Raw genomic sequence first — 15,931 nt, forward strand, 5'->3', positions numbered from 1 at the left:
CATGGATGAAATATTCTTACCATACATGCTTAACAAGCAAGGACAGACTTTCTTCCAAGCATACCAACAAAAATTACTAGAATAATAAAATCTGATTTTGTAGAGGATGAGGTTATGGATGGATTAATTATAAAAGAACCATACATAGATTGGATACTAAATGGTGAAAAGGATCTAGAACTTAGAGGGTTTAATACATCAAAAAGAGGAACAATAGCACTGATTAAGAGTGGAACAGGTAAGATATATGGGACAGTAGATATAATAAGAACCATGAAGATTGAAACGAGAAACCAGTATGAGAAATTAAGAGCAAGACATTGCGTAGGAACCGAGAGAAAAAATATAAGATATAAAGAACTATGGGGGTGGGAACTAATAAACCCAGTTATATTTAAAGAGCCTATTAAGTATTCACAGAAGAAGGGGCAACAAGTATGGGTTAAAGATGCTATGTGAGGAGGGGTAAGATGAGTGAGGAAATAGAAGTATTAATAAAGCAAGTAGAGAAAAGGGTAATATTAGCAATAAGGAATGAACTAGGGCAAGAGACAAGGGAGAAGAGAGAAGAAAAAAGATATGAAGGGAAAGTGCATAATACAAAGTTATTACTTAGAAATTACAAAAAATTCAAGGCACACTGTATTGAATCACAGTTTACAGCGAAGTCACTTATAGATAAAGAACTGTTAGAAATGATAAGAGATGCAGACAATGCAGATGATAATAGGGTATACATAGAAAGCATAATGAGAACGAAAGAAAGAACAGCAATAATGCTTAATCACATAAAAAGAGTATTAGATTTTTATGAATATACGGCGTCAGAGAGTAATGATGATGCATTTAAAAGAAGAGCTAAAGCACTTAACTATAAATACATTAAGGGTATGACTAATAATGAAATAGCAGACAAATTGACAATACATCCAAGAACGGTAGATAAGGATATTGATAGAGCAGTGCAAGAGGTTAGTCCTTTACTGTTTGGGATAGATGGAATAAAACTAGAGTAGGGCGAAAAGTGGGCGCTTGTAGGGCATTTATAAATAATGATATGATAAGATTGTAAAAACTAAATGGTGAATCGGGAATCCTCTTGACTGGTGAGGGAGGAATTACCTAGAGGACAAATGGGTATAGGCTATGTGTGTAGCTTATGCCCATTTGTTATTTGGGGAGGAAATCATGGAAGCAGGAAGTAAAAGATATAAAAATAAGAGATGGAAAAAGAAAAGAGAATCTATTCTAAAAAGAGATAAATATATGTGCCAAATGAGTAAGAGGTATGGAAAACGAGTGGATGCAACAACAGTACATCATATCTATCCAGTAGAAGAACATCCAGAGTATCAATATTGTGATTGGAATTTGATAAGCTTAAGTGAAAAATGGCATAACAAGATGCATGATAGAGTAACTAGAAAGCTAACAGAAGCAGGAGAAGAATTAATAAGAAGAACAATCCCCCCAGGTTAATATTAATTTTTTTAAATACTTAGGGACCGAGGGGGGGAGATATTTCCAATAGAACGTGAATTTTCAAAAAGGGGGGAATGGAGATGACAATGACAGAAGATGAGAAAAAGATAAAAAAAATAATGAAAAAGACAATAGCTAACATGAAAGAAATCTCCACTTATAAACCTCAATTTGACAGCACGATAAGCCTTTATGCAGAAACAAAGTATCAGTATGATCTACTAATGCGACAGTTTTATGAGTCAGGATGTAAAGTAACAGAAGAATATACAAACAAAGCAGGATTTACAAACATAAGAAAGACTGCAATATATCTAGCACTTGAAACATTAAGAAGGGACATTATAAATCATGAAAATATATTAGGGCTAACTCCTGTAGGTTTAAGAAAAATTAATGAGTCAGAAATGAAAGGTAAAAAGAAAAAAAGTAAGTTAATAGAGGCTTTGAAGAGCATTGAGCAAAATACTACATAAAAACTATGAAGAGGTAATGACATACGCTAAGAATGTTGTTACTAAGAAGAAAATAGCCTGCAAGGAATTAGTACAAGCATGTAAAAGATTTTTTGATGATTTAGAGAATAGAGAATATGATTTTAACCCAAAGGATGCAGAGTTCTGCATACAGATTATAGAGTGCACTTTTGTGCATAACAAGGGTGAAAGACTAGATGGGACACCATTGCAAGGTACACCATTTTTATTAGAGCCTTGGGAGAAATTTATTATTTATAACCTAGTGGGATTCTTTCTAAAAGGTACAAGAATAAGAAGATTTAAAGAAGCCTTTATCTTTATCCCTAGAAAGAATGGAAAAACAAGTTTTATTGCAGCATTAGCATGGTCACTTGCCTTATTGCAAAGAAGAGCAGGTTCAAGTATTTACATCACAAGTGCAGCATTAGATCAATCTTTACAGAGTTGGAAGTTCATCCACTACAACATTAAAGAGATGGAAGAAGAAGACAGTTTTAGAATACTAGATAATAACCAAGAACACTCAATATCTGGAGAATTTGAAGATGGTAGCTTATTTATAAAGGCATTAGCAGCCAATCCAGATAGGCAAGATTCTTTAAATTGCAATGTTGGGATAGCAGATGAGATACATGCTTATAAGAAAGCAAAGCAATACAACATCATTAAAGAAGCAATGAAGGCTTATACAAACAAACTGATGATAGGGATAACTACAGCAGGGGATAACGTGGCAAGCTTTTGTTATAACAAGTTGCAATATTGCCTAAAGATTTTAAGCAAGACTATTACAGATGAATCCTATTTTGTTTTTATCTGTAGAGCAGAACAAGCAGAAAATGGAGATGTAGATTATACGAATCCTATTCAACATGAAAAGGCTAACCCTAACTATGGGATAACTATAAGACCATCTGACATGATGGATGATGCTTTGCAAGCAATGAATGATCCTCAACAAAGAAAGGACTTCTTAGCAAAGTCACTTAATATCTATACATCAGCACTAAAAGCATATTTCGATATAAATGAATTTAGAGAGAGTGATAAGCAATACAATTGGACAATTGAAGAACTTGCAAAATTGCCTATCACATGGTATGGAGGTGCAGACCTTTCTAAGCTTCATGATTTAACAGCAGCAGCATTGTATGGCACTTATACAGTAAACGGGAAAGAGGTTGATATTTGTATATCTCATGCATGGTTTCCGGTTACACAAGCACATAAGAAAGCAGATGAAGATGCAATACCTTTGTTTGGATGGAAGGATGATGGTTGGCTTGATATGTGTAATACAGCAACTGTTAACTATGCAGACATAGTTAATTGGTTTATAAAAATGAAGAAAATGGGATTTAAGATAAAACAAGTAGGACATGATAGAAAGTTTTGTAGAGAGTACTTTATCTTGATGAAGAAAAAAGGATTTAACATTATAGATCAACCACAGTATTTCTATAAAAAGAGTGAGGGATTTAGGCATATAGAGCAGAAGGCAAAAAATAAGGAATATTATTATCTGCATTCACAAGCTTATGAGTATTGTGTAGAGAATGTAAGTGCTGTAGAAAAGACGGATGATATGATCCAGTACGAAAAAGTAATGCCGACACAGCGTATTGATATATTTGATGCTTCTGTATTTGCTTGTGTAAGGAAATTGGAAGCATTAGATAGTGAGAAGAAACTTGATACTTGGTTTTAAGGGGTGAGTACTATTTCTAAGAAGAATAAAAATAAGACAAAGGTAAGAAGTGAACCACAGGGACAGACAAGTACACTAGCGTATTGGCTACAACATGATGATATATTATGCCCAACAGGGTATAAACCATTGTCAAAAAATGAAGAAGTCATACAATGCGCCAATATTATAGCAGATCTAGTTTCTAGCATGACCATAATGCTTATGCAAAATGGAGAGAATGGAGACATTCGTTTGAAAAATGAACTAGCTAGAAAAATGGATGTTAACCCTAATAATTTTATGGTAAGAAAGAACTTTATTTATAAGATTGTAAAGGACATGCTTTTAAATGGAAACAGTGTTGCAAGGCCATCTTACAAGGATGGGTACTTGGATAATATTACTTTATTAAAGGCAAGCAGTATATCTTTTCAACAACAAGGAGAAGAGTACAGAATCATATACAATGCTACAAGCTTTGCACCAGATGAAGTATTACATTTTGTATTAGTACCTAATGAAGAAGAACCGTTTAGGGGAGAAGGATATAAAAATGCTATTTTTGAAACGGTAAAGAATTTATTACAAGCTAATGCAACTAAGACAGGTTTCTTACAAAGTAAGTGGAAGCCTAGCATGATTATTAGCATTAATAGTGATATAGAGGATTTACAGGATAAAGATAAGAGAAGAAAGATCGTAGGTAGTTATACAGATACAACAGAAGCGGGAGAACCTTGGTTGATACCAACTGGGGAGATTGATGTGAAAACAATCCAACCTCTTACACTGAATGATTTAGCTATACAAGAAAGTATCACATTGGATAAAAGAACAATAGCAGCAGCCTTTCAGATACCTCCATTTATGGTGGGGGTAGGAAGTTTCAATAAAGATGAGTACAACAACTTTGTAAGTACTAAGATTATGTCTATTGCAATGATTTTACAGCAAGAGTTAACTAGAAAACTACTCTATAGCAATGATAAGTACTTTAAGTTCAATCCTAAGTCATTAATGCAGTACAACCTTAGTGAAAAGACAGCATTTGTTAAGGAAATGGTTGGTGGAGGAATGATGAATCGCAATGAAGGTAGAAACGAGTTTGATTATTCTCCAGTGGATAATGAAGGTATGAATGATTTTAATGTGTTAGAAAACTACATACCAGTTTCAGATGTAGGTAAGCAAAAGAAACTTATAAAGGAGGGAGAAAAAAATGAGTAGAGTACAGATCCAAACAAGGAGCCTAAAAAGCGAACTTAAGACAAGAGCAGAACCGACTAATGATGAAATGATAATAGAGGGTTACTTTGCGGTATGTGGTAAAGAAACTGAATTATGGCAAGGCGCTTATGAAGAAATTGCACAAGGGGCATTTGATAACACGCTAGGCAATGATATTAGAGCATTAGTAAACCATGATACTACGTTGGTATTAGGAAGAAATAAAGCCAATACACTTGAACTTAAAGCCGATAGTCATGGACTTTGGGGAAGTATAAAAATCAATCCTAAAGATACAGATGCAGTTAATTTATATGAACGTGTTAAACGTGGAGACGTAACAGCATGTTCATTTGGGTTTAACATTGTATCAGAACAAACAGAGTGGCGGGATGATGGAAGTGTTAAGTGGACAATTACAGAAGTAGATGTACATGAAGTAACAGTATGCACATTCCCGGCATATGAGGACACAGCAGTACAAGCAAGAGAAAAGGATTATGAATCTCTTAAGAAAAGGGAACTGGAAGCTAAAAAAATGAAATTAAGGGAGGTTGCTAAGAAATGGCACTCAAACAATTAATGTTAAGTAAGAAAATTGAAGCTAAAAGAGCAGTATTAAATGAACTTCAAACAGAATTTACAGTGCTTGAAAAACGTGAAGCAGAGGCAACAGCAGCAATTGAAGAGGCTTCAACAGAAGAGGAAATGAAGATAGTAGAAGAAGAGGTTGAGGCAGTTGATAAAGCTAAAGAAGAGCTTGAAGGGAAAAAGGCAGGACTTGAAGAAGAAATTAGAGGACTAGAAGCAGAACTTGAAGAACTTAACAAAAAAGGCAGTGAAGAATCAGAACAAGTACAAGGGCAACAAAGAAAATCAGAATACGAAAAAGGAGTGGAAGTGAGAATGAGAAACACAGGATTTTTCAAAGGTATTTCAACAGAAGCAAGAAATGCATTCTTAAAGAATGAGGCAGTAAAAGAGTTCTTACAACGTGCAAGAGAGTTTAAATCACAAACTAGAGCAGTAACAGGGGCAGAGTTAAACATTCCAGATGTTGCACTTGAATTATTAAGAGATAATCTACATAGATACAGCAAGCTAATTGGCAAAGTAAGACTTAAACCAGTAGCAGGTAAGGCAAGGCAAAACATCGCAGGAACAATCCCAGAGGGTGTATGGATGGAAGCAGTGGGTACACTTAATGAATTGACCATGAAGTTCACACAGGTTGAAATGGATGGTTATAAAGTAGGTGGGTTTATTCCAGTACCAAACTCTACATTGGAAGATAGTGATATTAATTTAGCCAATGAGATTATGGATGCATTAGGACAAGCAATTGGTTATGCGATAGATAAAGCAATTATCTATGGAACAGGAACAAAAATGCCTCTTGGCATTGCAACAAGACTTGCACAAACATTAGCGCCTTCAAATTGGGGGACACATGCACCAACATGGGTTAACTTAAGTGTGTCAAATGTCTTGAAAATTGACGGAACTACATTAGTAGGCGCAGAATTCTTTTCAGAATTAATATTAAATTTAGGAAAAGCAAAAGCAAACTATAGTGATGGAACTAAGTTTTGGGCGATGAATTCAACAACTAAAGCAGCACTTATGGCAAAAGCAATTGCATTTAATGCAGCAGGAGCCATTGTATCAGCGCAAAATAACACTATGCCGATTATTGGCGGAGAAATTATTGAACTTGAATTTATGAGAGATAATGATATTTGTGGTGGTTATGGTTCACTGTATACATTAGCAGAGAGAGCAGGAGCAAGTCTTGCGGTATCAGATCAAGTTAAGTTTATCGAAGACCAAACAGTATTCAAAGGAACAGCACGTTATGATGGGATGCCAGTTATTGGAGAAGGTTTCGTAATGGTTAACTTTAATAATGTAGTACCAACAACATCATTAACTTTTGCAGAGGATGTTGCTAACAAAGAAGGGGAGTAGTAACCTACACCCAACTACAGTTTAGAGGGTGTATAAAGTGCGAACCTAAAGGCAGATATTATTAATGCAATATTGGAGGGATAGGATGGAAACAGTATTGCAGCTTTTAAAGTATGACTTAGGTATCTCTAGTGAAGCTAGAGATACCTATTTGAAAGCACTTATAGAAGCTAATCGAAAAGAGATTGAGAAAAAGGGATTTACCTTAAATCTAACAGATGTAGAAGATCAAATGTTGTTAGCAGACTACAGCGCATGGAAGTATAGAAAACGTAATGAAGATGTACCGCTTGCAAAGAACTTAAGGCAAAGAATACAAGACAGAATAGTAAAGGCAAGGGGGGAAAAGTATGTGGGATGAACAAATTGAATTAATTAAAACTAACCAAGAAGGTGATGATGCAGGAGATTGCATACAGACAGAAGGACAATCAAGGAAGGTTTTCATTATAAAAAAAGAGATTTCACAAAACGAGTTTTATAAAGCACATTCAGAGGGGTTTAAGATTGCTTTAAAGTTTGAAATGAATGCCTTTGAGTATGAGAATGAAATGAAAGTTAAGTATGAGGGAATTACATATAATGTGATTAGAACATTTAAAAATAATGAGCTCATTGAAATAACAGTAGGGAGTGAGACACATGGCACTACCTAGAGCAGTGAAAATTCGTAAGGATAGTGTAGAGTATACGAATAATGTAGAAGCTGTACAATACACCATAAATGAACTTATAAGAGCAGCATTAAGGGATTGTGGTAAATTGTTTTGTAACAGGTTTAGACAAGCATACTATAGAGCATTCAAGCGCAAGAAAGGAAATGTAGGAAGGTTCACACAGTATTGGGTTAGGAGTAAACAAGAAAAACCAGATTTATTGGTAGGAATCAAACCAAACGCTTTTTATGGTGGAATGCAAGAGTTTGGCAGTAGTAAGACGGCTAGGTTAGGATTACTAACAAGTACAGTACAAAACAATATAGATACCATGCAGGAGATACAAGCGCAATACTTAAGCGCTATTAATCAAGAGAATCCTGTTGTAAATGATGAAGAATATGAAGGAGGCGCAGATGGATGAGTATACTAGGCAAATTCTCAAGAACAGAGCAGTTAAAAATATCTGTAAAAAGTATTTTGAAGCCATCTTGTGAGAAGGTATATCACAGGAAAGCGCCTCCTAAATGCGCTTATCCATATATGACGTTTTACTTGAAGCATACAAAAGCAGACCACCAATATGAGTACAAGCTAGAAGTACATGTATGGTCAAAAAATGTAAAAGAAGCAGAGGAAATAGCGGATAGTATTGAGGAGTTAGATGATTGTATATTTAGCAATGAGTATCACAACTTTGACATAAAACTTCAAGATAGAGGAAGCGTAGAAGATGAAGATAAAGAACTAACACACATAGTTGTATTATTCAATTTGATTTATTTTGATGTGAAAGGATGATGTAAGAATGGGAATTTTTAAGAAAAGAATGACTGGATATACAAAGAGTACAATGATTAATCGTCAAACTGGCGCAGGTGCTTATTTTAAAAATTATAATATTGAAACAGATACTTTTTCTAGTGCAGTTGAAGCTGGAAAGCTATTAGGTGCTACACAGGGTGGAGGGACATTCACAGCAAAACCTACAATAACACCAATTGAAATTGATGGTGTTCCAAGTGCGGCAATGGGGCTTGAAGAAGTTGAAAGTTGGGAAGTAACTATGCAGGCTACTTTTATTGAAGTTAAGCCTGAGTTAATCACAAAGGTATTAGGAGCAGCTACACAAGTTAATGCAGTAAATGGAAAATATAAGAAGATTCAAGGAAAAATGAAGATTGATTTGGATGATTATGAGAATAATATTACATTTCTTGGAGACATGGTAGGATATGATGATCCAGTAATCATTCAAGTTTATAATGCATTAAGCACAGATGGACTTTCTATGAACCCACAAGATAAGAAGTCTAGTACAATTTCTACAACATTTAAAGGCCATGTAAGTCCTATAGATTATGCAGTGCCACCATTTGCAATTTTTATACCAGTAAAAGGAGCTACTCTTGTAGCTGAATATGCAATAGGTGAAACAACTGGTACAACTAAAGCAACAGTAACAGCTATTACTGGTACTAGCAATACATTTAAGTATATTATAGGCACAGAAGAAACAGAAATTATAGAGGTTGGCGAAATATTAACAGGTGGAACTACATATACCACTAATTCAGATATTGAAGTCTCAGAAGGTGATGTGATTTACATGTTTGAATTAGATGATACAAATAAAGTAGTTCAATTCAATATGCACACAGTAGCTAAAGAAGAAATTGCAGCAGTCTAAGGGGGAGATAGTAGATGAGAAAATTAACAGGTAAACATGTATTTGCAATGGCTAAAATTATCAAAGCCGCAAACATTAAAGAAGAACTTGGTGAAATTATTGCAAAGTCGCAAGAAGAAAAAATGAGTGTAGAAAAAGTTGGAATTGAAGGACTTATGACAGTAATTAATGCTTGTGGCGATGATAAAGTAGAGCAACGTGTATATGATCTTTTAGACGATGTATTTGAAGCTAAGACAGCAGATATGTCTCTAGAGGCTATTGCTCAAAACTTCAAACAACTTGCACAAGAAAATAATCTTATGAGTTTTTTCAAGTCAGCAGGTCTTTTAAAGATGCAGAAATAAGAGACTTGCTATATACACGTTATGGAGGAGCAGTTAGTGAAGTGCTCCTCCTTGAGTACGAGGATTTCCTAAGACAAATTAATGTTGCAATTGAAGAAAAAAGAGAAGAACAGGTATTTACTCGCTGGATAAATGGATATCAGAACGAAATGAGTTTAGATGAATTTAAGCAAAAAGTAAACTTCAAAAAGCTTAGTGAAATTTACATAGAAAATAAAGATGTAGAGACTGTACTTGATGATTTACTTAAGAAATTTGGATAGAAAGGAGGTAAATCATGAATATATTTACTTTGATGGGTACGATACTTGTGGATAACTCAAAGGCTAATGAATCTATATCCAAAACAGGAAAAGAAAGCGAAGGATTGGCTAATAAACTAGGAAGTGGATTAGCTAATGCAGCTAAGATAGCGGGGGCGGCTATCTTGGCAATAGGAGTGGCAGCATCAGGAATGGCTATTAAGGCTGTGAGTGCTAGTGATGATTGTAAAAAGGCCCTTAATAACTTGCAAACTCAAACTGGAGCTACAAACGAGGAAATGGAAGGACTTAAAGGTTCACTTTTAAGTATCTATGGAGCCAATTATGGTGAGTCATTTGAAGATGTAGCAAGTGCACTAGCAAGTGTAAAACAACAAACAAACCTAACTGGTCAAGAACTAGAGAATACAGCTAAGAATGCAATTGTATTAAGAGACACATTTGATTGGGAAGTAGATGAACAACTTAATGCAGTTAACCAACTTGTAAAAAACTTTGGGATATCTTCTGATGAGGCATTTAACTTAATTGCACAAGGTGCACAAAACGGTCTTAATGCACAAGGGGATTTAATGGACATTGTAAAGGAGTATAGTGTGCATTTTGCACAACTAGGACTTGATTCAGAAGATATGTTTAATATTCTTAAAAATGGGGCAGAAACTGGTGCCTTTTCAATGGACAAGTTGGGGGATGCACTCAAGGAGTTTGGTATTCGCTTAAAAGCAGGTGATGCAGATGAATCTTTAACGTCATTAGGCCTAAATGCTGATGAACTTAAGAGAAAGTTCAATGAAGGTGGAGAAAGTGCAAAACAAGCTTTTCAACAAGTTAATAAGGCATTAGTTGAATGTGAAGATGTAACTTTAAGAAACCAATATGCAACTAGTATGTATGGAACCATGTGGGAAGATTTAGGGGTAGAAGCTACATTAGCCTTATCTAATATCAATGGGGAATTTGATTCAACTATTAATACTATGCAACAAATAGACAGTATTAAGTATGACTCATTTGGGGAAGCTATGGCAGGAATAGGAAGGCAAGTTGAAGTAGGCATTTTGGTGCCTTTAGGAGATAGTCTAATGCCACTTCTAAATGATTTTGCGAATTGGATTAACTCTCATATGCCAGAAATTCAATCCGTAATAGAGGTTGCAATGGAGGGAGTAAGAATAGCAGTTGAAGTGGCTAGCGATATCTTTAATACATTAGTAGACGCTATAAAATATCTGCTACCAGTTTTGCAACAATTGTCACCTATCATTGCAGGAGTAGTAGCAGGATTTGCAGCCTTCCAAATCATTACGACAGTATCTTCTTTATTTACAACGCTTAGTGGAATAGTAGCAACAGTAACAGCAACTATAACAGCAGCAGGAGGAGTTACAGCGGCATTAGGTGCAGCAGTAGCGGCAATAGCAAGTCCAATTACCATAGCAGTAGCAGCAATAGGGGCTTTAGTGGCAGCACTTGTTTATCTGTATAACAACAATGAAGATGTAAGAAATGCTTTGAATGAGTGCTGGGAAGCTATTAAACAGTTATTTAGTAGTGCTGTAGAAGTTATAAAAGGTGTAATTAATACATTCGTGGAAGTGTTTAAGACAATTTGGAGTAAATATGGAACAGATATACAAGAAATAATACAGAAAGTATGGGACTATATAGGGCAAGTTTTTAAGACAGCTATAGACCTGATTACAGACATATTCAAGGTTTTTTCAGCAGCTTTTCAAGGTGATTGGTCTGGAATGTGGGAAGCAGTAAAAGAATTAGTATCTAATCTATGGAACAATATCACAGAGTTATTAAAAGCTTGGCTAGATTTACTTGTTGTTTCAATTGTTAATATTGGACAAGCTATGCTAGAAGCAGGAAAAGAAATTTTTAATAAGTTATGGGAAGGTATAAAAAATGTATGGCAATCAATTAAAACTTGGTTAGAAGCAGCAAAGCAAGATCCAATTAAAACTATAACAGGAATTGGATCAGCCATGTTTAATGCAGGAAAAGAAATCTTTAGTAAGTTATGGGAGGGTATAAAAAATGTTTGGAGTGGGATTCAATCATGGGTATCTGACAAGGTAAATTGGATTAAAGATAAAGTGATGTTTTGGCAAAAAAGCGAATCTAGTATGGATAAAAGCAAGGCAGACGGAAGTCATGCAGGAGGCATAAATAGCGTACCTTATGATGGCTATTTGGCAGAGTTACACAAAGGTGAACGTGTATTAACAGCGAGTGAGAACAATGCTTTAAATGATGAAGATCAAGCAAGAGAGCCAAATGTACAACCTATAATTATCAATATGTACTACCCACAAGTAAATAGTAAAGATAACATTAAAACCACTAGTAGACAACTTAGAGAGCAGATATTAAGTGGAGACAGAGCACTAGGATTGAAAGGAAGATAAAGCATGGGATTAAGTAGAATAGGATGGTGTAGTTTTGCAGGTGTAACAGTTAGCAATTTAGACTTTAACCTTGCTACTCCTAAGTTAGTAAGTGTAGATAGACCATGTAGTCCTACAATGCAATACCAGGAGTTTATAGCTCCATATAGACATGGTAGTAAATACTATGAGAACAGGTATGATGACATAGAAATAAGGGTAGTAATAGGTTTTAATGGTACAGCTACAGAGAGGCAAGCAAAGATTACCAATTTACTTCAACAATGGATAGGTAAAAAGGATAAATTGGTCTTTGCAGATAGGCCAAATCTTTTCTATAAAGCTAGATTTTATAAGAGTGTTACAGGTAAAGACAGTGGCACATTTACGCAGCTTACAATAACATTTATAGCTAGCTTTTGTATGTATGAGTTTTATGGTGATTTAAGAGATATTTTAGTTAAGGATATGGATATGCTTGCAGATGATATAGGTGCTTTAATAAATCGTGCTACATGGCAAGGCATAACATCATACACAGCTAAAATCATAACTAATACAGGCAATTTTGAATCTAAGCCACTCATTGAGGTAACTGGAACAGCTACATTATTAACTTTCGAGTTAAATAATGTAGAGTTTTCTATAGCAAACATAAACGGAACAGTTTACATAGATTGTGAAGAGATGAATGTATATAAGATCGTAAACAACAAAAAATTATCTGTATTATCACAGTGGCAAGGTGACTTCCCTATAGTCCCAACAGGAGAAAGTACTGTTTATATTGGTGGAGTAGGTTTAAATGTAGCTATTACAGTAGACTTTAAAAATACTTACATAGTATAAAGGAGGCTAGATATGCTTAAGATAGAAAATGTAGAAGGAACAGTATTAGCCTTTTTGAATAATTTAACAGAAGCAAAAGCCTATGAAGTGCTTAATGGAGAGTATATGCTCTCTTTTGTGGCTACAATAGACCACTTAAAGACAGATTATCTTTATGATAATGAAAACCTTATTAATTATGAAAATGACTTGTTTAGAGTTATTAAATTAGAAGAATTGCATGATGAAGATAATATGATTACTGTGGCAGTTACAGCAGAACACATAAGTTATGATTTGATTAATAACGTCCTAAATAGCTTTAACTACATAAATAAAAACTGTGCGGAAGTTATGACTCATTGCTTGCTAGGGACTGGATTTAATCTAAGAAATTGCGATATTACAAAAAAGACAGATATACAGTACAAGGAATCATGTAATAGTAAACAAATCTCTATCGCTATAGCTAATAACTGGCAAGGCGAATTAAAGTATTACAGATATTATATAGACGTATTGCAGAACAGAGGAGTTAATAGAGGCACAGGCTTTATCTTTGGTAAAAATTTAAAATCAGTAAAGCGTATTCGCAATTTCGCAGAGGATACTTTATCGTATGAGGTAGAAATAGTAGAAGGTAGCGAAATAGATGAACTAGGTCAATACGATTTAGGTGACACTATTAGAGTTATGGATGAAAGATTAAACATTGACTATGAATGTAAAATCGTTGAGATAGAAAAAGATATTTTAACAGGAATGAATAGTCGTGTTGTGCTAGGTGATGCAATAAAAGACATGAGAAGCAGCTTTAGTAGTGTAAAAAAACAAGTAGATGAAGTAAAAGAAGTTATTGATATAAATATGGCTGATTGGGACAAAATTAAAGAAATTACTAATGCGAACGGGGATATTATACTTGGAAAATTAAATGCTTTGACGGGCATTGCATCTAAAATAGTAAATAGCACAGGTACTTTTGAGCATAGGGACAATGCTCTCTATTGGCAAGACCAACCAACCAAAGAGGATAGTACGTTTGCTACTTTGTGGTCAGCAAAAGGTATAGTATTTGCTAACAACAAAGATGCTCAAGGTGAATGGATATGGGAGAGTGCTTTAGATAGTGAGGGTATTATAGCTAACCAAGTAACGGCTAGTGCAATAAATGCGTTATCAGTCAATGCCATAGAGGTGCTTTGTACTAAACTTACAGCACAGACAATCCAAGGTCTAACAATTGAGGGCGGAGTTATCTATAGTGGAGATAGAACAACAGGAAACTATATAGAGGTGAGTCCTAATAATCCTATCAAAATATGGAAAAACAAAAAACTTGTAGGAGAACTGGGTTATACAAATGGTGATGGTACAGGTGGAGGTAGGCTTGCTTTATATTCTGAAGGTGGAACTAAAAACATGGAGTTTAGTGTCACGGGTGAAGGTAATAACAAACTTTTTTTTAATGGAGGAAGCAATGTTATTTATGACGAGAATGTTGGTGGATATGTGCCTAGCGATACAAACGCAGTAACAGAGGTTGATGGAATTTTAAAATTTAGCTCATCAAAAAGACCTCAATTAGATGGAAATGGAGATGCTACTCAATTGTGTACAAGAGGAGAGGCTCAATCATTTGTAAATAGTGCAAAAGCAAATGATAGTGGCTCATATTATTGTGTTACAAGTGTTGCAGATGGACATAGCCATACTTACTCAAGCGTTCCAAACCACAGCCATACTGTATCAACCTTCTCGGATATTAGACTAAAAGAAAATATAGAAGCTTGCACGGACGAAGAGTTGTTAGATGCATTAGATATATTAAATGTCTACAGATATAATTTTATAAATGATAAAGATGAATGTTTTGGAGTAATCGCACAGGAATTGCTTAAAAATAAACTAACAGCAATGCTAATTGAAAAAGATGAAAATGGATATTATAGGGTATTTTATCAAGGGTTAGGAGTGCTATCTATTGGAATAAACAAGATATTAATTAAGCGAATGCATGAAATAAATAATAGATTATCCAAAATAGAGAGGGTGAGTAAATGACGTTAGAAACTTTAAACTATAATACGGACAGCGGAGCAGACGCTATTAAAAAGCTAGACAGGAACCAACGAGCACTAAAAAATCAAGTAGAAAATGTGTCCGTAGAAGTAATTGATAATCTAACATCTATGGATATAGATAAGCCATTAAGTGCAAGACAAGGCAAGGTATTAGATGATAAAATAATCCTCTTGCAAGATGACGTAAGTGATATGAATGACGTTGGTATAGAGGGTTCTTTAGCAAATAAAATCAATAATTGTTCTGCTGACGGAGGGCTTGTTACTGCAGAGAATCTTAATAACATAGCCTTGAAGCAAGGATTTTACTCTGTGTCTAATACTGTAGCTACAACAGTGCTAGGCACCACTCAATCATATGGATATGAAGTAATTGTTTCAGCCTACAACAAAAACTCATACGCTTCTCAAATTTGGATAAGAAACGTTGTTAATGAAGTATACTCTAGACAATATAATGGTACAACATGGACTTGGAAACCAATCGCCACAACTGAAAAAACAGACATTTCAAACGCATTTCTAAATGGATGGTCGAATTATGGCAATGGGTATATGGGAGCAATGGTTGAAAAAAACGGAAACAAGATTACTTGTAGTGGAATAATTAAATCTGGAACCTTGACTGCTGGAACATATTTATTTAAGCTACCAACTGGTTTTATACCGAGTACCAGACAAATTACATTCATGGTAAGCACCACAGGGACTCTAGTTGCATTAGACGTTCAGACAAATGGCAATGTTCAAATTCCTTTTACTGTAACTCTTGCAAATTGGTTTTCATTAAATACATTTGAAATAGAGCTATAAGGGGT

Annotated in this window: 19 protein-coding genes; all 19 read left to right on the top strand. The window is 34.8% G+C overall.

Features of this window, described 5'->3' with window-relative positions; translation table 11 throughout:
* Positions 1-114 precede the first annotated feature (114 nt).
* The 19 genes from CS063_RS00005 to CS063_RS00095 all read left to right on the top strand — a co-directional run bounded on the left by CS063_RS00005 (position 115) and on the right by CS063_RS00095 (position 15,926).
* Complete coding sequence (locus CS063_RS00005; protein ID WP_099447671.1) at positions 115-459, top strand: ASCH domain-containing protein; 345 nt, start codon at positions 115-117, stop codon at positions 457-459.
* Positions 460-470: 11 nt separating this feature from the next.
* Positions 471-1,016, top strand: coding sequence for a hypothetical protein (locus CS063_RS00010; RefSeq protein ID WP_099447672.1), 546 nt, complete (start codon positions 471-473; stop codon positions 1,014-1,016).
* Between the two features lie 172 nt (positions 1,017-1,188).
* Complete coding sequence (locus tag CS063_RS00015) at positions 1,189-1,479, top strand: HNH endonuclease (RefSeq protein WP_099447673.1); 291 nt, start codon at positions 1,189-1,191, stop codon at positions 1,477-1,479.
* Between the two features lie 83 nt (positions 1,480-1,562).
* On the top strand, positions 1,563-1,958 hold the full coding sequence (locus CS063_RS00020; RefSeq protein WP_099447674.1) for a P27 family phage terminase small subunit: 396 nt from the start codon (positions 1,563-1,565) through the stop codon (positions 1,956-1,958).
* A gap of 16 nt (positions 1,959-1,974) precedes the next feature.
* Positions 1,975-3,669 (top strand): terminase large subunit, encoded by a 1,695-nt coding sequence (locus CS063_RS00025; RefSeq protein ID WP_099447675.1) that lies wholly within the window; start codon positions 1,975-1,977, stop codon positions 3,667-3,669.
* Between the two features lie 3 nt (positions 3,670-3,672).
* On the top strand, positions 3,673-4,878 hold the full coding sequence (locus CS063_RS00030; RefSeq protein WP_099447676.1) for a phage portal protein: 1,206 nt from the start codon (positions 3,673-3,675) through the stop codon (positions 4,876-4,878).
* Positions 4,871-5,461 carry an HK97 family phage prohead protease gene (locus CS063_RS00035; protein ID WP_099447677.1) on the top strand — a complete coding sequence of 197 codons (591 nt, stop codon included), beginning with the start codon at positions 4,871-4,873 and terminating at the stop codon, positions 5,459-5,461. The genes CS063_RS00030 and CS063_RS00035 overlap by 8 nt, the downstream gene beginning before the upstream one ends.
* Positions 5,443-6,846 (top strand): phage major capsid protein, encoded by a 1,404-nt coding sequence (locus tag CS063_RS00040; protein WP_099447678.1) that lies wholly within the window; start codon positions 5,443-5,445, stop codon positions 6,844-6,846. Before CS063_RS00035 ends, CS063_RS00040 begins: the two co-directional genes overlap by 19 nt.
* 85 nt (positions 6,847-6,931) lie before the next feature.
* Positions 6,932-7,207: a hypothetical protein gene (locus CS063_RS00045; RefSeq protein WP_099447679.1), complete on the top strand. Its 276-nt coding sequence runs from the start codon at positions 6,932-6,934 to the stop codon at positions 7,205-7,207.
* Positions 7,197-7,502, top strand: coding sequence for a phage head closure protein (locus CS063_RS00050; protein WP_099447680.1), 306 nt, complete (start codon positions 7,197-7,199; stop codon positions 7,500-7,502). The genes CS063_RS00045 and CS063_RS00050 overlap by 11 nt, the downstream gene beginning before the upstream one ends.
* A complete protein-coding gene (locus tag CS063_RS00055; protein ID WP_099447681.1) occupies positions 7,489-7,926 on the top strand; it encodes a hypothetical protein in 438 nt (145 codons plus the stop codon). The genes CS063_RS00050 and CS063_RS00055 overlap by 14 nt, the downstream gene beginning before the upstream one ends.
* Complete coding sequence (locus tag CS063_RS00060; RefSeq protein WP_099447682.1) at positions 7,923-8,303, top strand: hypothetical protein; 381 nt, start codon at positions 7,923-7,925, stop codon at positions 8,301-8,303. Before CS063_RS00055 ends, CS063_RS00060 begins: the two co-directional genes overlap by 4 nt.
* Before the next feature lie 7 nt (positions 8,304-8,310).
* Positions 8,311-9,192, top strand: a complete 882-nt coding sequence (locus CS063_RS00065; protein WP_180270621.1) for a hypothetical protein — start codon at positions 8,311-8,313, stop codon at positions 9,190-9,192.
* A gap of 14 nt (positions 9,193-9,206) precedes the next feature.
* On the top strand, positions 9,207-9,539 hold the full coding sequence (locus CS063_RS00070; RefSeq protein ID WP_099447683.1) for a hypothetical protein: 333 nt from the start codon (positions 9,207-9,209) through the stop codon (positions 9,537-9,539).
* Positions 9,540-9,580: 41 nt separating this feature from the next.
* Complete coding sequence (locus CS063_RS00075) at positions 9,581-9,802, top strand: hypothetical protein (protein ID WP_099447684.1); 222 nt, start codon at positions 9,581-9,583, stop codon at positions 9,800-9,802.
* A 14-nt stretch (positions 9,803-9,816) separates the two neighbouring features.
* Positions 9,817-12,222: a phage tail tape measure protein gene (locus tag CS063_RS00080; protein ID WP_099447685.1), complete on the top strand. Its 2,406-nt coding sequence runs from the start codon at positions 9,817-9,819 to the stop codon at positions 12,220-12,222.
* A gap of 3 nt (positions 12,223-12,225) precedes the next feature.
* Positions 12,226-13,050 (top strand): distal tail protein Dit, encoded by an 825-nt coding sequence (locus tag CS063_RS00085; RefSeq protein WP_099447686.1) that lies wholly within the window; start codon positions 12,226-12,228, stop codon positions 13,048-13,050.
* A gap of 12 nt (positions 13,051-13,062) precedes the next feature.
* Positions 13,063-15,093 carry a phage tail spike protein gene (locus tag CS063_RS00090; RefSeq protein ID WP_099447687.1) on the top strand — a complete coding sequence of 677 codons (2,031 nt, stop codon included), beginning with the start codon at positions 13,063-13,065 and terminating at the stop codon, positions 15,091-15,093.
* Entirely contained in the window at positions 15,090-15,926 is an 837-nt protein-coding gene (locus CS063_RS00095; RefSeq protein WP_099447688.1) for a pyocin knob domain-containing protein, read from the top strand. Before CS063_RS00090 ends, CS063_RS00095 begins: the two co-directional genes overlap by 4 nt.
* Positions 15,927-15,931: the final 5 nt, after the last annotated feature.

It is taken from the genome of Sporanaerobium hydrogeniformans (assembly GCF_002735925.1).
Taxonomy (GTDB): domain Bacteria; phylum Bacillota; class Clostridia; order Lachnospirales; family Cellulosilyticaceae; genus Sporanaerobium; species Sporanaerobium hydrogeniformans.